Consider the following 23,931-nt stretch of genomic DNA (forward strand, 5'->3'; position numbering starts at 1 on the left):
GGAAAGCAGAGGAAAAAGCTGATGCCCGCCGTCCAGGAAAACGTCACCAAGGAAATCGTCATCGAGCGTCTGAAGACGGTCAACGGACCGGATTTCACCGGCAACATCGTCGACCTCGGCATGGTTTCCGAGATTTTCATTGCCGATGCCAAGGTCTTCTTCTCGATCACCGTTCCTGCCGCTCGGGCTCAGGAGATGGAGCCATTGCGTGCCGCCGCCGAGCGTGTCGTCAAGGCGATCCCCGGTGTCGCCGGCGCCGTGGTCGCGCTGACGGCGGAAAGGAAAGGCGGCGGCATGGAGGCCCCTGTTCCGGCGCGGCCTGCCCCCAGGCCCACGCCGCCGGCCGCACCCGCCACCGCGCCACGTCCGGCTCCACATGCACCAGCCTCGCACAACCAGGGCAAGCGCGGCATACCCGGCATCGAGGCGATCATCGCTGTCGCTTCGGGCAAGGGCGGCGTCGGCAAGTCGACCACCGCCGTCAACATCGCGCTTGGCCTCGCCGCCAACGGCTTGAAGGTCGGCGTGCTCGACGCCGACATCTACGGCCCGTCCATGCCGCGGCTGCTCAACATCCATGGCCGGCCGCAGACCGTCGACGGCAAGGTCCTGAGGCCGATGGAGAACTACGGCCTGAAGGTCATGTCGATGGGCTTCCTCGTCGACGAGGAGACGCCGATGATCTGGCGCGGGCCGATGGTGATGTCGGCATTGACGCAAATGCTGCGAGAGGTCGAGTGGGGCCTGCTCGACGTGCTCGTCGTCGACATGCCGCCCGGCACCGGCGACGCGCAACTGACCATGGCCCAGCAGGTGCCGCTGGCCGGCGCCGTCATCGTCTCGACGCCGCAGGATCTGGCTCTGATCGATGCCCGAAAAGGCCTTAACATGTTCAGGAAGGTCGACGTGCCGGTTTTGGGCATCGTCGAGAATATGAGCTATTTCCTCGCCCCCGACACCGGCAAGCGCTACGACATCTTCGGCCATGGCGGCGCGCGCCGCGAGGCCGAGCGTCTCGGCGTGGCCTTCCTCGGAGAAGTGCCGCTCGAGATGGGCATCCGCGAAAGCTCGGATGCCGGCACGCCGGTGGTGGTCTCGAAGCCCGGTGGCGCCGAGGCGAAAATCTACCGCAACATCGCCGCCAAGGTCTGGGACAGGGTCAATGAAGAACGCGGCATGGCGGAAGCCGCTGTGCCATCAATTGTGTTCGAGTGACCCCTCCCCCTTGAGGGGAGGGTGGCCCGAAGAGCCGGGTGGGGTCGGTGGCGACGGGCTTCACCTTTCTTGGTCAAAACCCGTTATAGGTTGAGGCAGTTGAGGCGACCCCTCCCGCCGCGCTTCGCGCGGCAACCCTCCCAAGGGGGAGGGGCTCAGCCGCCGACCTTCTGGCCGAACGAGGAAAAAAACTGTCCGGCCAGCTTCTTCGACGTCGATTCGATCAGGCGACTACCGAGCTGGGCGATCTTGCCGCCGACATCGGCCTTGGCCGCATATCTGAGGATCGTCGCCTCCGGCCCATCGGCGGTCAGCGTCACATCGGCGCCGCCCTTGGCGAAGCCGGCGATGCCGCCCTTGCCTTCGCCCTGGATGGTGTAGGAATGCGGCGGGTTGAGGTTCTTCAACGTCACCTCGCCGTTGAACGTCGCCTTGATCGGCCCGATCTTGAGCACGACGGTCGCTCCCATCTCGGTGTCCGACTTCTTTTCGAGGCTCTGGCAGCCGGGAATGGTCTCTTTCAGAACCTCCGGGTCGTTCAGCGCTTCCCACACCTTTTGCAGGGGTGCGGCGATGCGCTCCTCGCCTTCGATCACCAAAGCCATGAAAATCTCCCCGACAAGACAGGCACGAAGCCTATCGCACCGGCCCGAAAATCGGAATCGATTTTCGGAAAGCACGATGCGAAGATTCAAGACGCTAGAGCAGGGCCGCTCACATGTCTATCGCACCAAAGTCCGGTTTCGGATCGCACGTCCCCCTTGCTTGCTCTCGCGCGTTGTCATATCGATTTGTCATACAAATACGGAGACCATGATGGCAGGCGCCCCTACCGGAAAGAAGAAATTTCGCTCGCAGGAGTGGTTCGACAATCCCGACAATCCGGGCATGACGGCGCTTTACCTCGAGCGCTACCTGAATTACGGGCTGACGCGCGCTGAACTGATGTCGGGCAAGCCGCTGATCGGCATCGCCCAGACCGGCTCGGATCTGTCGCCTTGCAACCGCCATCATCTCGAACTGGCCAAGCGCGTGCGCGAGGGGATCGTATCGATGGGCGGCATCCCTTTCGAATTTCCTTGCCACCCGATCCAGGAAACGGGCAAACGCCCGACCGCCGCACTTGACCGCAACCTTGCCTATCTCGGCCTGGTCGAGGTGCTCTACGGCTATCCGCTCGACGGCGTCGTGCTCACCATCGGCTGCGACAAGACGACGCCGGCCTTGCTGATGGCCGCGGCCACCGTCAACATCCCGGCCATCGCGCTGTCGGTCGGCCCGATGCTCAACGGCTGGCACAAGGGCAAGCGCACCGGCTCCGGCACCATCGTCTGGGAATCACGCCAGCGCCTGTCGGCCGGCGAGATCGGCTATGACGAGTTCATGGACATCGTCGCCTCCTCGGCGCCGTCCACCGGCTATTGCAACACCATGGGCACCGCCACCACAATGAATTCGCTGGCCGAGGCGCTCGGCATGCAGTTGCCGGGCTCGGCCGCCATTCCGGCGCCCTATCGAGAGCGCGGCCAGATCGCCTACGAGACGGGAAAACGCATCGTCGACATGGTGCATGAGGATCTGAAGCCCTCCGACATCATGACCCGCAAGGCCTTCGAGAACGCCATCGTCGTCAATTCGGCCATCGGCGGCTCGACCAACGCGCCGATCCATCTCAACGCCATCGCCCGTCATCTCGGCGTGCCGCTCGACAACGACGATTGGCAGAAGGTCGGCCTCGAGATACCGCTCCTCGTCAATCTGCAGCCGTCGGGCGAATATCTCGGCGAGGATTATCACCATGCCGGTGGCGTGCCGGCGGTCGTGGCCGAACTGATGAAGGCCGGGCTGTTGCCTCATCCCGACGCCATCACCGTCAACGGCAAGACGATGGGCGATAATTGCAGCGCGGCCGTCAACGAGAATCTCGACGTCATCCGCACCGTCGCCGAACCGCTGAAAGCCAATGCCGGCTTCATCAATCTCAAAGGCAATCTGTTCGATTCGGCGATCATGAAGACCAGCGGCATCTCGCCCGAATTCCGCGAACGCTATCTGTCCAATCCGAAGGATCCCGAGGCCTTCGAAGGCAACGCCATGGTCTTCGACGGGCCAGAGGATTACCACGCCCGCATCGACGATCCGGCGCAAGGCATCGACGAGCACACGATCCTGTTCATGCGCGGTGCTGGTCCGATCGGTTATCCAGGCGGCGCCGAAGTCGTCAACATGCAGCCGCCGGCCCATCTCATCAAGAAGGGCATCCATGCGCTGGCCTGCATCGGGGACGGCCGCCAGTCGGGAACGTCGGGCTCGCCGTCGATCCTCAACGCCTCGCCCGAAGCCGCTATCGGCGGCGGGCTGGCGCTGTTGAAGACCGGCGACCGCGTCCGCATCGACCTGCGCAAGGGCACCGCCGACATTCTCGTCACCGACGACGAGATCACGCGCCGCCGCGCCGAACTGCAGAACAATGGCGGCTATCACTATCCCAAGCACCAGACGCCGTGGCAGGAGATCCAGCGCGGCATGGTCGACCAGTTTTCCGAAGGAATGGTGCTGAAGCCGGCGGTCAAATACCAGGATGTGGCGCACACCAGCGGCGTGCCGCGGGACAATCACTAAACGCCGCCGCGCGTCTTCCTTCTCCCCACGGGGAGAAGGAAGAGCCGTCGCCCAAGCGGCGCCTATAGATAGCTGGTGATCTCGGGCGCTTCCATCTGCCTGTCGCGCTTGCCGTCCTCGTAGACGATGGGTGCCGAGGCCAACTCCTCTTCGGTGACGTCGTCGAGGCAGGCGACGTTCACCGCCCAGAAGTTTCCGCCCATGAAGTCGAGATAGCCACGCGAGAGAAAATTCGCGCCGCAGTTCGGGCACATATAGTGGTTGATGTCGCCCTCCGGCCAGTTGGACGGGATTGCCTTGTATTCCCGCATCCGGTCGCGGCCATCCGTCACCCGCACGGCCTCGTAGGCGGCGAAGGATTTCCGGTAACCGAGCTTCCAGCAGAAGCTGCAATTGCATTTGCGGATGCCTTCGGCGAGGTCGATATCGGCTTCGAAGCGCACCGCGCCGCAATGACAGCTGCCATGATAGGTCTTTTTCATCGTCTTGCCTCGTGGGTCTTGAATTGTGTTGGCTGCGCCCGACAGGCCTGTCGAGCGAGACTTCCTCTCAAAGGCTCGCCAGATAGACGCCGAGCCTGTCCAGGCATTCGCTCCAGCCCTCGATATGAGAATCCCGGGTTTCGATGACGGCGAACGGCTCCTGCCTGAAAGTCAGCCGTGTGCGGCCGCCTTCAGCGGCCATGGTCACCGCCACCATTGTTTCAAATCGACCCTGGAAGTCGCCGTCGTCCCAAGCAAATGTGAACACGATGCGCTTTGCCTCGACAATCTCGCGAAAGATCCCCGACATGGCATAGGTCAGGCCGTCGGGCCCGTGGATAAGGTGGCGGTAGCGTCCGCCTTCGCGGAATTCGAATATATCCGTGGTCGAGGAAAAATTCTTCGGACCCCACCAGCGCACCAGATGCTCCGGCGTCGTCCACAGCTTGAACACCAGACCCGGCGGTGCATCGAACAGGCGCGAAATCTCCAGTGCGTATTTTGGTGCTTCGGCTGTCTCAGTTCTTGCGGCCATCCGGGTCTCCCTTGGTCTGGATTTCCTTGAGATAGTCGGCCATGCGGTCGAAACTGTCGTCCCAGAAGCGGCGATAGTGCTCCAGCCAGCCGGCTACTTCCTTCAGCGGCCCGGCTTCCAGCCGGCACGGCCGCCACTGCGCCTCCCGTCCGCGCGTGATGAGCCCGGCGCGTTCCAGCACTTTCAAGTGCTTGGAGATGGCTGGCAGGCTCATCTCGAACGGCGCGGCCAGTTCGTTCACCGTCGCTTCGCCAAGCGCCAGCCTTGCCAATATGGCGCGCCGTGTCGGATCGGCCAATGTCGCAAAGGTCGCTGAGAGATGGTCAGTTGGCATATCGATTAGCCTGAAAGTTAATTAACCTATAAGTTAAATACAGGTGACCTGTCCGCCTGTCAACCCGCGCAAGGTGCCAGTGCATTGACCTGTGTCCTTTTTCCCTGAACCGCTTGGCGGACAGAGTGGGATGAGGACGAGGGATGATGCTTGACAAGCGGGCACTACAAATCCACGATCATAACAAGGGGTGCATCGCGACGACCCCGTGAGGCGTCAGCCCAACGTTCGCGTCCAAGCTTCTCTCTCAAAGAGGTGGACGCCATGCCGTCGACAACCGCTATTACCGTATCACAACTATCCCGCCTGATTGGTCTGCCGGGCGCGCCCGCAATCATCGACGTTCGCATCGAAGATGATTACAACGCCGATCCGCGCCTGCTGCCGGCCTCAAACCGGCGTGATTTCAAAACCGTATCGACCTGGGCCTCAGAATTCGCCGGCAGCCGAGTGGCGGTCGTCTGCCAAAAAGGGCAGAAGCTCTCGCAAGGCGTGGCCGCCTGGCTGCGGCATGAGGGCGTCGGCGCCGAATCGCTGGAAGGCGGGTTCGAAGCCTGGCGCGATGCCAAGGGGCCGTTGATCCACGCCGGCAAGATACCGCCTCGCGATGAAAAAGGCCGCACCGTGTGGGTGACGCGGACCCGCCCCAAGGTCGATCGCATCGCTTGTCCCTGGCTGATCCGGCGTTTCATCGATCCGGGCGCGGTCTTCCTCTTTGTCGAGGCGGCCGAGGTGTCGGCCGTCGCGGATCGCTTTCGGGCCGTGCCGTTCGACATCGACAATGTGTTCTGGACTCACCGGGGCGAACGCTGCACTTTCGACACGATGATCGAAGAGTTCGGGCTCGACTCCGAGGCGCTCGACCGCCTGGCCATGATCGTGCGCGCAGCCGATACCGCAAGCCTCGATCTGGTTCCCCAGGCGGCCGGATTCCTGGCCGCCTCGCTTGGCCTGTCGCGGATGTTTCGCGACGATCTGGAACAGTTGGAGGCAGGCATGCTGCTTTACGACGCGTTTTTCCGATGGTGCCGCGACGCCACCGAGGAAACGCACAACTGGCCAAGCGCGAGCAAGCCAGCATGAGCACCCTTGCTTCGGGAAAACCGGGGGCTTCTGACAAGACGGGGGCTTCGGAAAAAACGGACGAGATCGTCCAGGCCCCGGCTGCGCCAACCTTCAGCGAAGGCGTAAAGCTCTGGGCGAAAATCGGCCTGCTCAGCTTCGGCGGGCCGGCCGGGCAGATCGCGCTCATGCATAGAGAACTGGTCGAGGAGCGGCGTTGGATCGGCGAGCAACGTTTCCTGCATGCGCTGAACTACTGCATGCTGCTGCCCGGCCCTGAAGCTCAGCAGCTCGCCATCTATATCGGCTGGCTGCTGCACCGGACGATCGGCGGCCTGGTCGCCGGCATCCTCTTCGTCGCGCCGGGTGCGCTTGTGATCCTCGCCCTGAGCATCCTCTATGCGCTGTATGGCGACGCCCCGCTGGTCGAGGCGCTGTTTTTCGGGGTGAAAGCGGCCGTGCTCGCCGTCGTGATCGAAGCGATGGTCCGGATCGGACGACGCGCCTTGAAGAATAGGGTCATGGTGTCGATCGCGCTCGCCGCCTTCATCGCCATCTATGCATTGAACGTGCCGTTTCCGCTCATCATCCTGCTTGCCGGCCTGACGGGCTGGATCGGAAACCGTATTGCGCCGGCCCTCTTTTCCGGCGCGGCGCACGGCACGGACGCGATTCACGACATCAAGGGCGCGGTCGATCTGATGTTCGAACGCGGCGAGCTGACCCACGTCAGGCCGACGCGATGGCATGCGCCGCGCACTTTGGCGATCTGGCTGCCGATCTGGCTCGCCCCCGTCCTTCTGATCTGGGCATTCACCGGATCCGCCAGCGTGTGGACGCAGATCGGTGGCTTCTTCAGCGTCATGGCGGTCGTCACCTTCGGCGGCGCCTACGCAGTCCTGGCCTATGTCGCGCAGGCAGCGGTCGAATCCTTCGGCTGGCTCGCACCCGGTGAGATGGTCGATGGCCTCGGACTTGCCGAAACGACGCCCGGTCCGCTCATCCTGGTCCTGCAGTTTGTCGGCTTCCTTGCCGCGTTCCGCCAATCCGGATCGTTGAGCCCGCTGCTTGCCGGGTCGCTTGGGGCGATGCTCACGCTGTGGGCGACGTTCACCCCTTGCTTCTTCTGGATATTCCTCGGCGGCCCCTACATCGAATCTCTGCGCGGCAACAAGGCGCTGTCGGCGGCGCTGGGCGCGATCACCGCCGCCGTCGTAGGCGTCATCATGAATCTCGCTCTATGGTTCGCCTTGCACGTCATCTTCGGCGAGGTGCGCAACGTCGGCCTTGGCATGGACGTGCCGGTGTTTTCATCGATCGACTGGCGCGCGGCGCTGCTGTCATTGGCCGCCATGATCGCCATCCTGAAGCTGAAGATCGGCATGCTGCCGACGTTGGCGGGATCGGCCCTCGCCGGTGTTTTGTTGCTGTCGGCGAGCGGGTAGTGGCTGCGCGACCGCCGCTACGCTGCGGTTTCGGGCATTCGGATAGGAACATCATGGCGAGACGGCGCTCTTCCCTAGGCTTCCTCGGAATGTTCGGCCGTTCAGGCGACCTCAGGCAACTCGACGCCGCGTTGCGCGGCGTCGACCTTCACCCCGCCCTTGTGCCGGAGGGAGCAAAGCTCACCATCGTCAATCTGATGAAGGATCACTGGCCCGACGAGCCGCCGCCACAAGCCTATCCGCCGGTGGCACTGCTGCTTGGCTATTGTATTGCCGGGCCGGAAGCGTTCGAACTGTCCAATGGTCGTGAAGATACGCTGGATGCGGAGCGCCGGATCGAGACCGCACTTGAGATCGGCGACAGCTTCGATGCGCAAATCATACTGATGACGCTGCATGCCAAGCTGATTAGTGGCGAGGTCGTCGAGCGCTACGGGTTGAGCACGGACTGACCGTTCCGCGGACAAGCGTGCTCAGCCGCCCATGCCGCTGCGCGGCAGCTGGATCAGATTGCCGAAGCGCGCGCGCAACTTGTCGTCGACCGGCTTCGGCACATGGCGTGGGAAGCGCTCGGCGAGGATGCGTTTCTTCTCGATGATCGCCCGTTGCAGGATGTCGGGCCTGCCCTTCTCGTTCCATTCCTTCGGCGAAAAGCGGTCGCCGACCGCCGGATAGAAATATTCGGTCTGCATCAGCCGCAGCGTCTGCTCGTTGCCGAGATAGTGACCCGGCCCCTTCAGGCAGACGTCGGCAATGGTGTTGATCGACAGCGACTCGTCGGTCACCTCGATGCCGCGCACGCAGCGCAGGCAATGACCGAGCATGTCGTTGTCGATGATCAGGCTTTCCAGGCAAAAGCCGAGCAGCGAGGCGTGCATGCCGGCCGATTCGTAGACGAGGTTGAGGCCGGCAAGGCCGGCCATCACATCGGTGATGCCCTTTTCGTAGCCGGACTGAATATCAGGCAGTTTCGAATCCGTCATGCCGGCGGCCGAACCACCTGGCAGGTCGTAGAATTGCGCCATCTGGGCGCAGGCCGCGGTCAGCACCGCCTGCTCGGCCGAGCCGCCCGACATCGCGCCGGTCCTGAGGTCCGAGACGAACGGCCAGGTGCCGAAGATCGCCGGATGGCCGGGCTTGATGGCGTTGACGTAGACGAGGCCGGCGAGCACCTCGGCCACCGCTTGCACCACCGCACCGGCGATCGCCGCCGGCGCCGTGGCGCCCGCCTGGCCGGCAGAGAGCAGGAGGATCGGGATGCCGCCTTCGACGCAGGCCTCGAGCACGCCGCAGGCGTCCTCGGCGAATTTCATCGGCGGCACGACGAAGCAATTCGAATTCGACACGAACGGCCGGGCGCGGAAGTTTTCCTCGCCGCCGGCAATCGCATAGAGCATGTCGAGCGCCGGCTTGACGTTCTCGCGCACCGTGAAGGACGTGCCGACATGCTTCGACGTGCCCATCACGCAGGCGTAAAGCGTGTTGAAATCCATGTCGAGCGGATCGGGAATGTCGCGCGGCACCATCGGCCGCTGGAAGAAATGGATGTTGTCGAGCCCTTCGACGATGCGGGCGGCGTCGTAGATGTCCTGCAGCAGCGACTCGCGATACTCGCGTTTCTCGACATCGACCAGATGCACGGCGGCCCCCGCCGTGCCGTAATGCACGCGCTTGCCCTGGATCACCATGTCGTGCCTGGGATCCTGGCCGTGCAGCGTGAAATGCCGCGCCGCATTTTTGATGGTGTCGAGGACGAGGGCGCGCGGAAAACGAATGCGGCCGTCCTCGCCGAGGGTGGCGCCGGCCTTAGTCAGTGCCTCGATGCAGGACGGGATGGCGTTGGCGAAGCCGACCGTCTCCAGAAGAGTCAACACCGCTTCATGGATGCGCTCGCGGTCGTTTTCGCTGAGCGGTCCGTAGCTTCCGCCTTCGAGTCCCGCGCGCACCGGCCTGATATCGTCGGCAAGTGGCGCCGCCCGCATGGCGCGGCGCGCTTCGCGCCCACCGGAGCGCCGCGAACGTTGGTCCGTGGGCGTATCCGGCTTCTCAACAGCCACTGACATGGAGGCACTCCACCTTTAGCTGCGAAGCGGCGGCGGTGGTTGGTCCACCATCGGCCTGCTTCGTCCCCTTATGCCTCGAACTATGCCGCCGGCATTGGCACAGCCTATGAGCCAGACGGCTTCGTCGCATATGCCAGGGTGCTAAACAACCGTGGCCGGTCCCCGACGAGGCATCAAGCCGCCGCCGGCCTGCGGCCGGCCGCCGTTGCCAGTTCGCGGATGCCGGGTTCGATGTGCTGCAGCGCGATCGAGGAGATGCCCAGCCGCATGAAGCGCGACGGCTTTTCGGTGCGGTCGAAGAAACGGTCGCCGGGCTCGATGATGACGCTGCGCGAGGCGGCGGCCTCGGCCAGCCCGCGCGAATCGGTGCCGCGCGGCCCCTCGAGCCAGAGCGACGCGCCGCCGGCCGAATCGGTTGAGCGCCATTCCGGCAGGAAGGCGGAAATCGCATGGATCAGACGCTTGCGCCGTTCGTCGAAGGCGCTCGACAACCGCCGCACCAGCGCCTCGTGATGGCCGAGTGACAGGAACAGCGCGACCGCGCGCTGATTGTTGGCCGGCGGATGACGCAGCATGAACCGGCGTAACGCGCGAAGCTCGGCAATCAGGCCGGCCGAGGCGACGATGTAGCCGAGCCGCAGACCGGGGGCCAGCGTCTTCGACATCGAGCCGACATAGATGACGCGGCCGGAACGATCGAGGCTCTTCAGCGCCTGCTGCGGCGCCTCGTCGAGAAGCTGGCTGTCATAGCCGTCCTCGATGATGATCTGGTTGTGGCGGTTGGCGCGCGCCAGCAGGTCCTGCCGGCGTTCCGCCGACAGCGGCACCATGGTCGGGCAGTGGTGGCTGGGTGTCACGAAGACGAAGCCGGAATCATTGGGAATGGAAGCGGTTACGATGCCGGAGTGGTCGACCGGAACCGGTGTGACGTCGGCGCCGGCCAGCCGGAAGATCGAACGTGCGTCGGGGTAGCCGGGGTCTTCCATGGCCACCTTGGAACCCTTGGTCATCAGCAGCGTCGCCAGCATATAGAGCGCGTTCTGCGCGCCGAGCGTCACGATGATCTCGTCGGGATTGGCAAAGATGCCGCGCCGCGGCAACAGCCGCGCCTGGATCTGCTCGATTAGGAGCGGGTCGTCGCGGTCGACCATGTCGGATGCCCAGTTGCGGATCTCGAGCACGGCGAGCGCCATGCGGTTGCACTCGCGCCATTCTGCTGTCGGGAACAGTGCCGGATCGAACTGGCCATAGACGAACGGGTAGGACGACTTGATCCAGTTGTCGTGCTTGGCCGGCGGCGGCATGTCGCTGGCGGCGATCTGCCGGCGCGCCTTCCAGTCGATCTCGTTGGCCTGGTCGGGCGCCTTCTGATGCGGCCGCGCCGGCGTCGCCAGCACCTCGGGATTGACGAAATGGCCGCGCCGTTCGCGCGCCACCAGGAAACCCTGGTCGACAAGCTGCTGGAAGGCCAGCACCACGGTGCCGCGCGCCACGCCCAGTTTCTCGGCCAGGATCCGGCAGGATGGAAGCGGCATCGAGGCGGCGATCTGCCGGTCCAGGATGGCGGCGACGATCGCCTGACGGATCTGCGCCTGCAGGGTCTGGCCGGATTCCGCCGAAATCCGGAACAGGCCGGACCATATGGCCGTGTCGTTTCGCTGTGGCATGGGATTGTTCCTCGATGGCCAGCCTTTTTCACTTGGCTGGACCAGTCGAATGTACCGGTGGCACAAGGGGTTGCGCCAATCAATTTTTCTGATCGCTGAGATTTATGCCAGTGATCCTTCGCTGCGCTGCGTCATCGCTGCGCATTGAAACCGGTGGATTTCGTCTAGATAGTTTGCCGCGACGACACGCGCCGGAAACATCCGGTCTGATATGATGGCATCAAAGACTTCGGAGCGAGGCAGTGGATCAATCGTCCTTTCAAAAACAGCTCGACGCCCTGCGCGCTCACCGTGTGGCCAAATCGGGCAGCATGCGCGAAGCCTTCGCCGCCGATCCGCAGCGCTTCGAAAAATTCTCCGCCACCGACGGCGACCTGCTGCTCGACTGGTCGAAATGCGCGGTCGATAGGCAGACGATGGATTTGCTGGAGAAGCTGGCGGCAGCCGCCGATCTCGAAGGCCGGCGCGACGCGATGTTCTCGGGCAAGAGGATCAACGTCACCGAAGGTCGCGCCGTGCTGCACACCGCGCTGCGCAACCTGAACGGCAAGGGCATCGTGCTCGACGGCCAGGACGTCAAGGCGGAGGTTGTCGCCGTGCTCGACGCGATGGGCGCCTTCGCCGATGCGGTGCGTTCCGGCAAGGCGGCCGGCGCCACCGGCAAGAAGATCACCGACGTCGTCAACATCGGCATCGGCGGCTCCGATCTTGGCCCTGCCATGGCGACGCTGGCGCTGGCGCCCTATCACGACGGCCCGCGCGCGCATTACGTGTCCAACATCGACGGCGCCCATATCCATGATACGCTGAAGGAACTTTCCGCCGAAACCACGCTGTTCATCGTCGCATCGAAGACCTTCACCACAGTCGAGACGATGACCAACGCCGAGACGGCGCGCAAATGGGTGCAGAACGCGCTCGGCAAGGAAGCGGTCGGAAAGCATTTCGCCGCCGTCTCGACGGCGCTCGACCTTGTGGCCAAATTCGGCATCGCATCCGACCGCGTCTTCGGCTTCTGGGACTGGGTCGGCGGACGCTACTCCGTCTGGGGTGCGATCGGCCTGCCGGTGATGATCGCCGTCGGCCCGAAGAATTTTCGCGCTTTCCTCGATGGCGCGCATGCGATGGACGAACATTTCCAGACGGCGCCGCTGGCCAGGAACCTGCCGGTGCTGATGGGGCTGATCGGCTGGTGGCATCGGGTGATCTGCAAATACCCCGCCCGCGCCGTCATTCCCTACGACCAGCGCCTATCCAGGCTGCCGGCCTATCTGCAGCAGCTCGACATGGAATCGAACGGCAAGAGCGTCACCCTCGACGGCGGCGCCGTGACCACGCCGACCGGCCCGCTTGTCTGGGGCGAGCCCGGCACCAACGGCCAGCATGCCTTCTTCCAGCTGCTGCACCAGGGCACCGACTTCATCCCGGTCGAATTCCTCGCCGCGGCCATCGGCCACGAGCCGGATCTCAAGCATCACCACGATCTGTTGCTCGCCAACTGCCTGGCGCAGTCGGAGGCCTTCATGAAGGGCCGCACGCTGGAGGAAGCGCGCGCGCAGATGCTGGCAAAAGGCATGGACCCCGCCGATGTCGACAGGATCGCCCCGCACCGCGTCTTCTCCGGTGACCGGCCCTCGGTGACCATCCTCTACAGACAACTCGATCCGCACACGTTCGGACGGCTGATCGCACTCTATGAGCACCGCGTCTTCGTCGAAGGCACGCTCTTCAACATCAATTCCTTCGACCAATGGGGCGTCGAACTCGGCAAGGAACTAGCGACCGGCCTGCTGCCCGTCGTGGAAGGCAAGGAGGTCGTGGAAGGCAAGGAGAATGCCGCAAAGCGCGACGCTTCGACTGCCGGACTGGTGGGACATATCCACCGATTGCGCGGATCGGAGTAAGCGGCTTGGCCGAGATCAAGGGAATATTGTTCGACAAGGACGGCACGCTTGTCGACTTCAACGCAACGTGGCTCGGCGTCGCCGATTTCATGGCGATGGACGCGGCGGAGGGCGACCGCTGGAAAGCCGACAGGCTGCTTGCCGCGGCTGGCTTCGATTTCGCCACCAAGCGCTTCAAGCCCGATTCCATCTTTGCTTCCGGCACCAATATGGATGTCGTCGAACTTTGGTTTCCGCGCCTGTCCGAGGAAGATCAGATGCTTGCCGTCGCCCGCTTCAATGAGATCACCTCGATGCAGGGCTCGGCAATGGCGGTGGCGCTGCCGGGCATCGTCGAGACGCTTGGAATACTTCACGGGAAATCCTACCGGCTCGGCGTTGCCACCAACGATTCGACCACCGGCGCGGAAAAGACATTGCTGACGCTGGGCGTCGCCCAACTGTTCGACGCCGCCTATGGTTACGACGCGGTGGCCAATCCGAAACCGGCGCCGGACACAATCCTGGCCTTTTGCGACCTGACGGCCCTGAAGCCGTCGGCGATCGCCATGGTCGGCGACAGCCGCCACGATCTGGAGATGGCGCGGGTCGGCGGCTGCGGGCTGGCGATCGGCGTGCTCTCCGGCACCGGCACGCGCGAATCGCTGTCGCAGGTTGCCGACGTCATTCTGGAATCCGTTGCCGATCTGCCCGAGCTTCTTTCGGCGAGGGTCAGCGAGACGATCTAATGCATGTCGCCCAAAAGTGCGCAGCGGTTTTGGGACAACGACATGCACAAAACAAAGGCTTGAAGCGCGTCGCATGAGTCTCACCGGACGCGCCGCGCTTCAAGCTCGCATCCAGGTTGCTCCGGCTCGAACGAGAAGACGCCGCTCGGCTTCATCGCATTCCCGACTTCGCCGACATCCGGCACACGATATTCTGCCAGCAGGCGAAGCCGCGAGCGGGGCAGGTAGGCGCGGCCCGGGTCACCGATCAGCACATTGATGCCGGCGGCCAGGCAGCGGTCGAGGAAGAGCATGACCCGGTTGGCGAGATCTCGTCCATAAAACAAGTCTCCGACTGCCACGACATCCACCGCCGGCGGCGGACCAGCGGTGATGTCCTCGCCGACTACCGTGATCGTAACGCCATTCGCCGCCGCATTGAGACCGAGTGCGGCGACGCCGTTGCGGTCGATCTCGGACGCGATCACTTCGCTGGCGCCGGCCTTTGCCGCGGCGATGCCGACGAGGCCCGAGCCGGCGCCGAGGTCGAGCACGCGAAACCCGGCCACGCTCTCCGGCCGATCGAGGATGTAGCGGGCAAGCACCGCGCCGCCGGCCCAGGCATAGGCCCAGTAAGGTGGCTGCGGCTCGGGCCCGTCCTCGTCAGCTTCCTCTTCTTCCGGCTCGGCTCCTCGTCCTTCTGGATGCGTGAGCCGCCACAGACCGCTCGTTGGATGGGCTGCGTAAAGCCGGATTTCGGGAAGCGCGGGAACAGCGGCGATACGCATGTTCGCCTTGATGAATGTCAGCGGATCGGGGCGGGAAAACGTGTCCGCCGTATCGTCGACAGCAAAGCAATCGCCCAAAATTATACCTATCCCCGTAACGCCCGCCGCAGGATCTTGCCCACTGGCGTCTTCGGCAGTTCGGTCCGGAACTCGATATATTTTGGCCGCTTGTAGCCGGTCAGGTTTTCGCGGCAATAGACAGTCAGCACCTCGGCGGTCAGCGATGGGTCCTTCTTGACGACGAACAGCTTCGGCACTTCGCCCGAATGCTCGTCAGGCACGCCGATCGCCGCCACTTCGAGCACGCCCGGATGCAGGGCCACGATCTCCTCGAGTTCGTTCGGATAGACGTTGAAGCCGGACACAAGGATCATGTCCTTTTTACGGTCGACGATCTTGGTGTAGCCACGCTCATCCATGAAGCCCATGTCGCCCGATTTGAAGAAACCATCCTTGGTCATCACCCTGGCGGTCTCGTCCGGCCGGTTCCAGTAACCGGCCATCACCTGCGGTCCGCGGATGCAGATCTCGCCGACTTCGCCGAGCGGCAAATCATTGCCGTCGTCGTCACGGATGGCGATCTTGGTCGATGGCAGCGGCAGGCCAATCGTGCCGGTAAAATTGCCGTCGCTGAATTTGTTGGCAGTGGCCACCGGCGAGGTTTCCGAAAGCCCGTAGCCCTCGGTGATCGGGCAGCCGGTCAGCGCCTTCCAGCGCTCGGCAACGCCCTTGTGGACTGCCATGCCGCCGGCCAGCGTCAGGATCAGTGGCCTGAAGTCGAGCTTGCGGAAATCTTCATTGTTGAGCAGCGCGTTGAACAGCGTGTTGAGGCCCGGAAAGATGTGGACCGGGTATTTGCCGAATTCCTTGACGAAGCCGGGAATGTCGCGCGGATTGGGAATGAGTATGTTCTGGCCGCCCATCTGCATGCCCATCAGCGCGTTCACCGTCAGCGCGAAGATATGATAGAGCGGCAGCGCGCAGATGAAGTTGAGATGCGCCGGCCTCGGCTTGATGGTGAAGGCGTCTTCGATCCAGAGCGCGTTCTGCGCGACATTGGCCAGCACGTTGCTGTGCAGCAGTACCGCGCCCTTCGAGATGCCGGTGGTACCGCCCGTATACTGCAGGAAAGCGACATCGTCGGCAGCGACCTTCACCGGCTTGAAACTCACGCTGGCGCCTGCCTGCAACGCGGCGTTGAACTTGATATGGCCCGGAAGCGACCAGGCCGGCACCATCTTCTTCACGCGGCGCACGACGAAATTGACGATCGTCCCCTTCAGGCCGCCGAGCATGTCGCCCATCGCCGCGACCACGACGTGCTTGACCGCCGTGCTGGCGATCACCGCCTGCAAGGTGCTGGCGAAATTCTCGAGGATGACGATGGCTTGCGCGCCGGAATCCTTAAGCTGGTGTTCCAGCTCGCGCGGCGTGTAGAGCGGGTTGACGTTGACCACGATATAGCCGGCGCGCAGCACCGCCATCATCGCCACCGGATATTGCAGCACGTTCGGCATCATCAGCGCGACGCGCGCGCCTTTCTGCAGTCCCTTCGATTGCAGATAGGCGCCGAAGGCGGCCGATAGCCGCTCGACTTCCGCATAGGTGATGGTCTTGCCCATACAGGTGAAGGCGGGGCGGCTGGCGTACTGCTTGCAGACGTCGGTGAGCAGATCGCCGATGGAACCGAAGCGCGGGGCGCCGATCTCGGCCGGAACGACTTTCGGATAGCTTTTGAGCCAAGGCTTTTCCGGCAATCCGGCGGCAGGCGCCTCCGGCGATCTACTGGCCGGCCCCGGCTTCGACGCTGATGAAGCCGTTGTCGGTGCCGCGTTCGCCTCTGGTTTGACGACGGCGGGCTTTGCACCAGCCTTTGCAAACACATCGGTCTTCGCGGACGCAGCAGCCGCCTTCGGCCCGGCAACGGCTTCGGCAAACAGCGCTTTTGGCGTGTCGCGGCTGGCCGGCTTTGCGGCAGTTTTGGCGCCCGCTTTCGCTGGCGTCGTCCTTGATGTTTTTGCCACCTGTCGCTCCCTTGGCTGTTATTCTTATCTCTGCTTGCCCGCCGCGCCGTCTCCGAATGACAGAGACGTTCCTCCGCGGCCGGGCATCCAGGAAATCCAGCATGCCACTATGTATTGCGACTATCGGCAGCCGTGCAAGTCTTGCCCCTGCGGCAAGACGGGAAGAAAATCTTCCGCGCCAGCGACAAGCCGAAGGTCGCGGTTCCTCACTATCGATCGCGTTGAAGATCAATAAAAAAATGCAGTCGTTAATAATGCCGTGATCGGCAAGAATTGACAATTTATTCTATTTTCTCGCGAGCATGCAGAATTAAATTCTGCTTCCCGTGGGGTAGGCAAGCGGGGTGTTCCAAAGCCGGAAAAACGGTGCTTATATGCGCGCTTCGCGAGCCTGATAGAGGGGCTTGGAAGAACATCAGGGAGTCCTCCATGAAAAAGAAATTGACTTTTGCGGCCGCGTTGCTGGCCGCAAGCGTCCTCGGCGGCATGGCCAATGCGAAGCAATTGGTCTACTGCTCGGAGGCGTCGCCGGCTGGCTTCGACCCGTCTCCGTGGAGCGGTGGCAATGACTTCGACGCGTCGTCGCGCACCATCTATTCGCGCCTGGTCGAGTTCGAACACGGCAAGACCACCATCACGCCCGGCCTCGCCGAGAGCTGGACGGTTTCCGACGACGGCCTCGAATACACGTTCAAGCTTCGGCCAGGCGTGAAGTTCCAGACCACCGACTACTTCACGCCGACGCGCGACCTCAACGCCGACGACGTAATCTTCTCCTTCGAACGCCAGTGGAAAAAGGAAAGCCCGTGGTACGACTATCTGGCAGGCACCGGCTGGGAATATTTTGCCGGCATGGGCTTCCCGGATCTTCTCAAGGAGATCGTCAAGGTCGACGACCTGACGGTGAAATTCGTGCTGAACAAGCCTGAAGTCGCTTTCCTGCCGGACCTCGGCATGGACTTTGCTTCGATCGTTTCCAAGGAATATGCCGACCAGCTCGACAAGGCTGACACCAGGCAGCAATTCACCCAGAAGCCGATCGGCACCGGTCCGTTCCAGTTCGTCGACTACCAGGTCGATGCGGTCATCCGCTATGCGGCATGGGACGGCTACTTTGGCGGCCGCCAGAAGATCGACGATCTGATCTTCGCCATCACGACCGATCCGGCCGTGCGCGCGCAAAAGCTGAAGGCAGGTGAGTGCGATATCATGTCGTACCCGGCACCGGCCGACATCGCCGGCCTGCAGGCCGACCCGAACCTCAAGGTCGACGAGCAGGAAGGCCTGAACATCGGCTATATGGCCTACAACACGACGCAGTCGCCCTTCGACAAGGTCGAAGTCCGCAAGGCCCTCAACATGGCCGTCAACAAGCAGGCGATTCTCGATGCGGTCTATCAGGGCGCCGGCCAGGCGGCCATAAATCCGATCCCGCCGACGATGTGGTCCTACAATAAGGACATCAAGGACGATCCGTACGATCCGGACGCGGCCAAGAAGATGCTGGCCGACGCCGGCGTCACGGATCTTTCGATGAAGATCTGGGCAATGCCCGTCAGCCGCCCGTACAATCCGAACGCCCAAAGAATCGCGGAACTGATCCAGGCCGACTATGCCAAGATCGGCGTGAAGGCCGAGATCGTCAGCTACGAATGGACCGAGTATCGCGAACGCGGCAAGCAGAAGGATCGTGACGGCGCCTTCCAGCTCGGCTGGACCGGCGACAATGGCGATCCGGACAACTTCCTGTTCCTGCTCGGCTGCGATGCCATCGGCCAGTCCAACTATGCGATCTGGTGCAACCAGGAGTTCGAAGGCCTGTTGCAGAAGGGCAAGGCGACCACGGACGTCGCCGAGCGCACCAAGATCTACGAGGAAGCTCAGGCCGTGTTCAAGCGTGAGGCCCCGTGGCTGACCATCGCCCATTCCAAGGTCTTCATGCCCATGAACAAGAAGGTTTCGGGCTTCGTCATGGATCCGCTCGGCATTCATCGGTTCGACGGCGTCGACGTCACCGAATAAGTCAACGAGAAATTGGACGGCGACGCTGGACTTCCGGCGCCGCCGTTCTATGAAGTACGATGCTCCGCTATCTCCTCCACAAGCTCGCCTTGATCATCCCGACCGTGTTCGGCATATCGCTGGCGGCGTTCGCTTTCGTCCGGCTTCTGCCGGGCGACCCGATCCTGGCCCTGGCCGGCGAGCGCGGCGTCAGCCCCGAACGCTACGCGGAGCTTGTCGAGCGGTTTGGCTATAACCGGCCTTATGTCATCCAGTATCTGGAGTATATCGGCAGGGTCCTGACCGGCGACTTCGGCATATCGATCGCCACCAAGCGGCCGGTGCTCGGTGAATTCCAGGCGCTGTTTCCGGCCACGCTGGAACTGGCGACGATCGCGCTGATCATCGCCGTGCTCATCGGCATTCCCGCCGGCATCTTCGCCGCGGTCAAGCGCGGGTCATGGTTCGACCAGGCAACGATGGGCGTGGCGCTGACCGGCTATTCGATGCCGATCTTCTGGTGGGGGCTGCTGCTCATCATATTCTTCTCCGGCTACCTCGGCTGGACGCCGGTTTCCGGTCGCATCGGCCTTCAATATTTCTTCAAACCGACGACGGGGTTCATGCTGATCGACAGCCTGATCTCCGGCAAGAGCGGCGCTTTCAGGTCCGCCGCCAGTCATCTGATCCTGCCGGCAATCGTGCTGGCGACGATTCCGCTCGCCGTCATAGCGCGCCAGACGCGCTCGGCGATGCTGGAGGTGCTGGGTGAGGACTATGTCCGCACCGCCCGCGCCAAGGGCCTGGCGCCGCGTCGCGTCATCGGCCTCCACGCTTTTCGCAATGCACTGATCCCCGTCGTCACCACCATCGGCCTGCAGGTCGGCACGCTGATGGCGGGCGCGATCCTGACCGAAACGATCTTTTCCTGGCCCGGTATCGGTAAATGGATGATCGACGCGATCGGCAAGCGCGACTACGTCGTCGTCCAGAGCGGCTTGCTGATCATCGCGCTGATCGTCATGGCGGTGAACCTGATCGTCGATGTGCTCTACGCCGTCATCAACCCACGTATCCGGGTGCAGTGAGATGACCGACCAAACCACGGCAGAAGCCACCGCCGCATCCATTCCGACCGGCGGCCGGCAACGCGCCTTTGCCGAATTCTGGCATTACTACTCGATGAACACCGGCGCCGTCATCGGCCTGGTCGTGTTCACGGCTCTGGTGCTGGTGGCGATTTTCGCGCCACTGGTCGCGCCGCATTCGCCTGACGAACAGTTTCGCGATGCGCTGCTGACGCCGCCGGTCTGGCAGGAGGGCGGCAAATCGATGTTCCTGCTCGGCACCGACGCCGTTGGCCGCGACATGCTTTCGCGGCTGATTTTCGGGGCGCGGTTCTCGCTGTTCATCGGTCTGGTCGTCGTGGTTTTCTCGCTGACCAGCGGCATCGTCCTCGGCGTGCTCGCCGGCTATTTCCGCGGCTGGGTCGATACGCTGATCATGCGCGTCATGGACGTCATTCTGGCCTTCCCGTCGCTGCTCCTTGCCCTGGTTCTGGTGGCGATCCTCGGACCCGGCCTGTTCAACGCCATGCTGGCGATTGCGCTGGTGCTGCAGCCGCATTTCGCGCGGCTCACGCGCGCGGCGGTGATGGCCGAAAAGAACCGCGAATATGTGATCTCCGCCAAGGTGGCCGGTGCCAGTCATGTCAGGCTGATGGTGAAGACGATCTTGCCGAACTGCATGGCACCGCTGATCGTGCAGGCGACACTGTCCTTCTCCAACGCCATCCTCGAGGCCGCGGCTCTCGGCTTCCTCGGCGTCGGCGCGCAGCCGCCGACGCCGGAATGGGGCACCATGCTCGCCACGGCGCGGGAGTTCATCCTGCGCGCGCCATGGGTGGTGACCTTCCCCGGTCTCGCCATCCTGATCACGGTGCTTGCCATCAACCTGATCGGCGATGGCCTGCGCGATGCCTTCGATCCCAAGCTGAAGAGGTCGTGATCATGCCTCTTCTCGAGATCAAGAACCTCACCGTGTCCTTCGATACCGCTGCCGGACCGTTCATGGCCGTACAAGGCATCGACCTGTCGATCGAGCCGCGCGAGGTGCTGGCGATCGTCGGTGAATCCGGCTCCGGCAAATCGGTGGCGATGCTGGCGGTGATGGGGCTGTTGCCGAACACGGCGACGGTGAAGGCCGACCGCATGGCGTTCGACGGCATTGACTTGCTTGAGCTCGGTCCGTCCGAGCGCCGCAAGATCGTCGGCAAGGACATCTCGATGATCTTCCAGGAGCCGATCGCCAGTCTCAATCCATGCTTCACCGCCGGCTTCCAGATCGAGGAGGTGCTGCGCTTCCACATGGGCATGGACCGCGCCCAGCGCAGGGCTCGCGCCGTCGAACTGATGAAGCTGGTCGGCATCGCCGATCCGGAAGAGCGGCTGAATTCGTTCCCGCACCAGATGTCGGGCGGCCAGTGCCAGCGCGTCATGATCGCCATTGCCATCGCCTGCAATCCGAAGCTGTTGATTGCCGATGAGCCGACCACCGCGCTCGACGTCACCATCCAGAAGCAGATCCTCGACCTGTTGGTTGGCTTGCAGGCCAAATACGGCATGGGGCTGATCATGATCACCCACAATATGGGCGTTGTCGCCGAGACCGCCGACCGCGTCATCGTCCAGTACAAGGGCCGCAAGATGGAGGAGGCCGACGTCCTGTCGCTGTTCGAGCAGCCGAAGAGCAACTACACGCGCGCGCTTCTGTCGGCGCTGCCGGAAAACGCCGTCGGCGACCGGCTGCCGACCATTTCCGACATGCTGTTCGAACCGGCCCCCTCTGTCGCGGGAACTGAGCCTGCAACGGGAGCCGCGTCATGAGCGCGACGGTTCTCGAGGGCAAAAACATCGTGCGCGACTATCATGTCGGCGGCGGCCTGTTTCGCCCCTCGCGCACGGTGCATGCGGTCAAGGGCGTCTCGTTCAGCGTCGACAAGGGCAAGACGCTGGCCATCGTCGGCGAAAGCGGCTGCGGCAAGTCAACGCTCGCCCGCATCATCACCCTGATCGATCCGGCGACATCGGGTGAGCTCTTCATCGACGGCAACAAGGTCGACATCGCTAAGGACGGCTTGACGAAGGAGATGCGCCGCAAGGTGCAGATCGTCTTCCAGAACCCCTATGGTTCGCTCAATCCGCGCCAGAAGATCGGCGACGTGCTGGGCGAGCCGCTGCTCATCAACACCGACAAGCCGGCCGACGAACGGCGCGATCTCGCCATGAAGATGCTGAAGAAGGTCGGCCTCGGACCGGAGCATTACAACCGTTACCCGCATATGTTCTCGGGCGGCCAGCGCCAGCGCATTGCCATCGCCCGCGCGCTGATGCTCAATCCGAGCCTCCTGGTGCTCGACGAGCCGGTTTCGGCGCTCGATCTTTCGGTGCAGGCGCAGGTGCTCAACCTGCTCGCCGACCTGCAGGACGAGTTCGAGCTGACCTATGTCTTCATCAGCCACGACCTGTCGGTGGTGCGCTACATCGCCGACGACGTGATGGTCATGTATTTCGGCGAGGCGGTCGAATATGGTTCGCGCGACACGGTCTTCGCTGACCCCAAGCACAACTACACCAAGACATTGTTCGCCGCGACGCCGCGCGCCGACGTCGCCAGCATCAAGGCGAGGCTGGCGAAGAAGAAGGCCGCCTAGACCCCGCAATCGCGGCCGTCAGGCGAGGATAACTTCCAAGTTGCTCACGATAGCCGGGCGATGATAGCGCGCAGGGTCTCGCCGAAGCGCTGGACTTCCTCGATCGTGTTGTAATGCACCAGCGAGGCGCGGACGGCGCCGCTGTCCATGCTGAGGTTCAGGCGCTTCATCAGCCGCGGCGCGTACATATGGCCGTCGCGGATGCCAATCTGCATTTCGGCCATCGCCTCGACGATCATTTGCGGCGACAGCGTGCCGATGTTGAAGCAGAAGGTCGGCACGCGCTCGTTGCGGCGGGCTTCGTCGGCGACGCCATAGATCGTCGCGCCGCAACCCTTGAGCACGGCAAGCATTTCGCGCGCCAGCACCAACTCGTAGTCGCGGATGGCATTCATGCCGGCGACGATGTTGTCGCGCCGCGACCGGTTGTTCTCAGCCAGGAAGTTGCGGCCGATCGATTCGAGATAGCGCACCGCGGCATCCATGCCGGAGACGTTCTCGTAGATGAAGGTGCCGGCCTCGACCTTGTAGGGCGGCTCGTCGGGAATGAAATCCTCGCGGAAGGTCGGCAGGCGCTTCAGCGTTTCGAAACGGCCCCACAGGAAGCCCATATGCGGCGAGAAATTCTTGTAGCCGGAGCAGACCAGATAGTCGCAGTCCCAGGCCTGCACGTCGATCAGCCCGTGCGGCCCGTAATGCACGCAGTCGAGGAACACTTCGGCGCCGGCGGCATGCGCGATGTCGGCCACCGCAGCGACATCGACGATCGAGCCGATCGAATGCGCCGTCACCGTACAGGCGACGAGCCGGGTGCGTTCGCAGACCAGAGGACGAAGGTCGTCGACATGGAGGTTGCCGTCGTCGCGCATCCGCCACCATTTGAATTTCGCGCCGGCGGGCGCCAGCGCCAGCCATGTCGCGATGTTGGCGTCGTGGTCCATATCGGTGATGACGATCTCGTCACGCTCTCCGAGCATCTGGCCGATGCCGAGACTGACGAGGCGGATGAACGAAGTGGCGTTCATGCCGAAACAGATTTCCGCAGGGCTATAGGCGTTGATCAGCAGTGCCACGCTTTCGCGCGCATCGGCGATCGCCTGGTCGACGGCGACGCTGCGGCCATAGCGGCCACCGCGCTGCACATTGTGCGCGACCAGATGATTGGTCACCGCGTCGAGCACGCTTTGCGGGATCTGCGCGCCGGCGGCGTTGTCCATGAAGATGAAGTCGCCAGCCTGCTGCAGGGCTGGAAACATGGCGCGGATCGTGTCGACCGGGAAGGCTGCGGAGACGTCGCGCGCACTAGGGGTCTGATGCTTGTTCAAGATGGTCTCCTGCGAAGTGCCTGACAGTTGGGGAAGCGAAAATTG

General features: G+C 63.2%; 21 protein-coding genes. 12 read left to right on the forward strand and 9 right to left on the reverse strand.

Features of this window, described 5'->3' with window-relative positions:
- The first annotated feature begins 21 nt into the window (after window positions 1-21).
- Window positions 22-1,215: an Mrp/NBP35 family ATP-binding protein gene (locus IQ26_RS21615; RefSeq protein WP_145720377.1), complete on the forward strand. Its 1,194-nt coding sequence runs from the start codon at window positions 22-24 to the stop codon at window positions 1,213-1,215.
- Between the two features lie 155 nt (window positions 1,216-1,370).
- Here IQ26_RS21615 and IQ26_RS21620 read toward each other — a convergent pair whose 3' ends face one another.
- Window positions 1,371-1,820: an SRPBCC family protein gene (locus IQ26_RS21620; RefSeq protein WP_145720378.1), complete on the reverse strand. Its 450-nt coding sequence runs from the start codon at window positions 1,818-1,820 to the stop codon at window positions 1,371-1,373.
- Between the two features lie 211 nt (window positions 1,821-2,031).
- On the opposite strand from IQ26_RS21620, the gene IQ26_RS21625 reads away from it, so the two are divergent.
- Window positions 2,032-3,837, forward strand: coding sequence for an IlvD/Edd family dehydratase (locus IQ26_RS21625; protein WP_145720379.1), 1,806 nt, complete (start codon window positions 2,032-2,034; stop codon window positions 3,835-3,837).
- Window positions 3,838-3,899: 62 nt separating this feature from the next.
- Here the strand turns inward: IQ26_RS21625 and IQ26_RS21630 are convergent, their stop codons facing one another.
- The 3 genes from IQ26_RS21630 to IQ26_RS21640 form a co-directional block, all read right to left on the reverse strand.
- Window positions 3,900-4,319: a GFA family protein gene (locus IQ26_RS21630; protein ID WP_145720380.1), complete on the reverse strand. Its 420-nt coding sequence runs from the start codon at window positions 4,317-4,319 to the stop codon at window positions 3,900-3,902.
- A 67-nt stretch (window positions 4,320-4,386) separates the two neighbouring features.
- Window positions 4,387-4,854: an SRPBCC domain-containing protein gene (locus IQ26_RS21635; RefSeq protein ID WP_145720381.1), complete on the reverse strand. Its 468-nt coding sequence runs from the start codon at window positions 4,852-4,854 to the stop codon at window positions 4,387-4,389.
- A complete protein-coding gene (locus tag IQ26_RS21640) occupies window positions 4,838-5,188 on the reverse strand; it encodes an ArsR/SmtB family transcription factor (protein ID WP_145720382.1) in 351 nt (116 codons plus the stop codon). Before IQ26_RS21640 ends, IQ26_RS21635 begins: the two co-directional genes overlap by 17 nt.
- A 264-nt stretch (window positions 5,189-5,452) precedes the next feature.
- Between IQ26_RS21640 and IQ26_RS21645 the strand changes: the two genes are divergently transcribed.
- The 3 genes from IQ26_RS21645 to IQ26_RS21655 are packed head-to-tail and all read left to right on the forward strand — an operon-like array spanning window position 5,453 to window position 8,147.
- A complete protein-coding gene (locus IQ26_RS21645; RefSeq protein WP_145720441.1) occupies window positions 5,453-6,271 on the forward strand; it encodes a chromate resistance protein ChrB domain-containing protein in 819 nt (272 codons plus the stop codon).
- On the forward strand, window positions 6,268-7,695 hold the full coding sequence (chrA, locus tag IQ26_RS21650) for a chromate efflux transporter (RefSeq protein WP_145720383.1): 1,428 nt from the start codon (window positions 6,268-6,270) through the stop codon (window positions 7,693-7,695). The genes IQ26_RS21645 and chrA overlap by 4 nt, the downstream gene beginning before the upstream one ends.
- Before the next feature lie 53 nt (window positions 7,696-7,748).
- Window positions 7,749-8,147, forward strand: a complete 399-nt coding sequence (locus IQ26_RS21655) for a hypothetical protein (protein ID WP_145720384.1) — start codon at window positions 7,749-7,751, stop codon at window positions 8,145-8,147.
- A gap of 21 nt (window positions 8,148-8,168) precedes the next feature.
- Here the strand turns inward: IQ26_RS21655 and IQ26_RS21660 are convergent, their stop codons facing one another.
- Together IQ26_RS21660 and pdxR are read right to left on the reverse strand one after the other, a co-directional pair.
- Window positions 8,169-9,758 (reverse strand): trimethylamine methyltransferase family protein, encoded by a 1,590-nt coding sequence (locus tag IQ26_RS21660; protein WP_145720385.1) that lies wholly within the window; start codon window positions 9,756-9,758, stop codon window positions 8,169-8,171.
- Between the two features lie 173 nt (window positions 9,759-9,931).
- The gene (pdxR, locus tag IQ26_RS21665; protein WP_145720386.1) at window positions 9,932-11,425 is read right to left on the reverse strand and encodes a MocR-like pyridoxine biosynthesis transcription factor PdxR; all 1,494 of its coding nucleotides are present in this window, start codon (window positions 11,423-11,425) and stop codon (window positions 9,932-9,934) included.
- Between the two features lie 242 nt (window positions 11,426-11,667).
- Between pdxR and pgi the strand changes: the two genes are divergently transcribed.
- Together pgi and IQ26_RS21675 are read left to right on the forward strand one after the other, a co-directional pair.
- On the forward strand, window positions 11,668-13,329 hold the full coding sequence (gene pgi, locus IQ26_RS21670) for a glucose-6-phosphate isomerase (protein ID WP_145720387.1): 1,662 nt from the start codon (window positions 11,668-11,670) through the stop codon (window positions 13,327-13,329).
- A gap of 5 nt (window positions 13,330-13,334) precedes the next feature.
- Window positions 13,335-14,057 (forward strand): HAD family hydrolase, encoded by a 723-nt coding sequence (locus IQ26_RS21675; RefSeq protein WP_145720388.1) that lies wholly within the window; start codon window positions 13,335-13,337, stop codon window positions 14,055-14,057.
- A gap of 80 nt (window positions 14,058-14,137) precedes the next feature.
- Here IQ26_RS21675 and IQ26_RS21680 read toward each other — a convergent pair whose 3' ends face one another.
- Complete coding sequence (locus IQ26_RS21680; RefSeq protein ID WP_407660289.1) at window positions 14,138-14,902, reverse strand: class I SAM-dependent methyltransferase; 765 nt, start codon at window positions 14,900-14,902, stop codon at window positions 14,138-14,140.
- Between the two features lie 8 nt (window positions 14,903-14,910).
- Window positions 14,911-16,848 (reverse strand): long-chain fatty acid--CoA ligase, encoded by a 1,938-nt coding sequence (locus IQ26_RS21685; protein ID WP_145720389.1) that lies wholly within the window; start codon window positions 16,846-16,848, stop codon window positions 14,911-14,913.
- 429 nt (window positions 16,849-17,277) lie between these two features.
- On the opposite strand from IQ26_RS21685, the gene IQ26_RS21690 reads away from it, so the two are divergent.
- Genes IQ26_RS21690 through IQ26_RS21710 form a run of 5 tightly spaced genes read left to right on the forward strand, consistent with a single transcriptional unit; the run spans window position 17,278 to window position 22,561 of the window.
- A complete protein-coding gene (locus tag IQ26_RS21690; protein ID WP_145720390.1) occupies window positions 17,278-18,870 on the forward strand; it encodes an ABC transporter substrate-binding protein in 1,593 nt (530 codons plus the stop codon).
- Between the two features lie 59 nt (window positions 18,871-18,929).
- Window positions 18,930-19,937: an ABC transporter permease subunit gene (locus tag IQ26_RS21695; protein WP_145720391.1), complete on the forward strand. Its 1,008-nt coding sequence runs from the start codon at window positions 18,930-18,932 to the stop codon at window positions 19,935-19,937.
- A gap of 1 nt (window position 19,938) precedes the next feature.
- The gene (locus tag IQ26_RS21700; RefSeq protein ID WP_145720392.1) at window positions 19,939-20,856 is read left to right on the forward strand and encodes an ABC transporter permease subunit; all 918 of its coding nucleotides are present in this window, start codon (window positions 19,939-19,941) and stop codon (window positions 20,854-20,856) included.
- Between the two features lie 2 nt (window positions 20,857-20,858).
- Window positions 20,859-21,734 carry an ABC transporter ATP-binding protein gene (locus tag IQ26_RS21705; protein WP_145720393.1) on the forward strand — a complete coding sequence of 292 codons (876 nt, stop codon included), beginning with the start codon at window positions 20,859-20,861 and terminating at the stop codon, window positions 21,732-21,734.
- Window positions 21,731-22,561, forward strand: a complete 831-nt coding sequence (locus tag IQ26_RS21710) for a dipeptide ABC transporter ATP-binding protein (RefSeq protein WP_145720394.1) — start codon at window positions 21,731-21,733, stop codon at window positions 22,559-22,561. Before IQ26_RS21705 ends, IQ26_RS21710 begins: the two co-directional genes overlap by 4 nt.
- A 44-nt stretch (window positions 22,562-22,605) precedes the next feature.
- Here IQ26_RS21710 and IQ26_RS21715 read toward each other — a convergent pair whose 3' ends face one another.
- Complete coding sequence (locus tag IQ26_RS21715; RefSeq protein WP_145720395.1) at window positions 22,606-23,886, reverse strand: cysteine desulfurase-like protein; 1,281 nt, start codon at window positions 23,884-23,886, stop codon at window positions 22,606-22,608.
- Window positions 23,887-23,931: the final 45 nt, after the last annotated feature.

The organism is Mesorhizobium tianshanense (genome assembly GCF_007830515.1).
Lineage (GTDB): Bacteria > Pseudomonadota > Alphaproteobacteria > Rhizobiales > Rhizobiaceae > Mesorhizobium > Mesorhizobium tianshanense.

Coding starts and splice junctions, on each gene's coding strand:
- IQ26_RS21615 (WP_145720377.1), top strand. CDS start 22: ATGCCCGCCGTCCAGGAAAACGTCACCAAGGAAATCGTCATCGAGCGT.
- IQ26_RS21620 (WP_145720378.1), bottom strand. CDS start 1,820: ATGGCTTTGGTGATCGAAGGCGAGGAGCGCATCGCCGCACCCCTGCAA.
- IQ26_RS21625 (WP_145720379.1), top strand. CDS start 2,032: ATGGCAGGCGCCCCTACCGGAAAGAAGAAATTTCGCTCGCAGGAGTGG.
- IQ26_RS21630 (WP_145720380.1), bottom strand. CDS start 4,319: ATGAAAAAGACCTATCATGGCAGCTGTCATTGCGGCGCGGTGCGCTTC.
- IQ26_RS21635 (WP_145720381.1), bottom strand. CDS start 4,854: ATGGCCGCAAGAACTGAGACAGCCGAAGCACCAAAATACGCACTGGAG.
- IQ26_RS21640 (WP_145720382.1), bottom strand. CDS start 5,188: ATGCCAACTGACCATCTCTCAGCGACCTTTGCGACATTGGCCGATCCG.
- IQ26_RS21645 (WP_145720441.1), top strand. CDS start 5,453: ATGCCGTCGACAACCGCTATTACCGTATCACAACTATCCCGCCTGATT.
- chrA (WP_145720383.1), top strand. CDS start 6,268: ATGAGCACCCTTGCTTCGGGAAAACCGGGGGCTTCTGACAAGACGGGG.
- IQ26_RS21655 (WP_145720384.1), top strand. CDS start 7,749: ATGGCGAGACGGCGCTCTTCCCTAGGCTTCCTCGGAATGTTCGGCCGT.
- IQ26_RS21660 (WP_145720385.1), bottom strand. CDS start 9,758: ATGTCAGTGGCTGTTGAGAAGCCGGATACGCCCACGGACCAACGTTCG.
- pdxR (WP_145720386.1), bottom strand. CDS start 11,425: ATGCCACAGCGAAACGACACGGCCATATGGTCCGGCCTGTTCCGGATT.
- IQ26_RS21690 (WP_145720390.1), top strand. CDS start 17,278: ATGAAAAAGAAATTGACTTTTGCGGCCGCGTTGCTGGCCGCAAGCGTC.
- IQ26_RS21695 (WP_145720391.1), top strand. CDS start 18,930: ATGCTCCGCTATCTCCTCCACAAGCTCGCCTTGATCATCCCGACCGTG.
- IQ26_RS21700 (WP_145720392.1), top strand. CDS start 19,939: ATGACCGACCAAACCACGGCAGAAGCCACCGCCGCATCCATTCCGACC.
- IQ26_RS21705 (WP_145720393.1), top strand. CDS start 20,859: ATGCCTCTTCTCGAGATCAAGAACCTCACCGTGTCCTTCGATACCGCT.
- IQ26_RS21710 (WP_145720394.1), top strand. CDS start 21,731: ATGAGCGCGACGGTTCTCGAGGGCAAAAACATCGTGCGCGACTATCAT.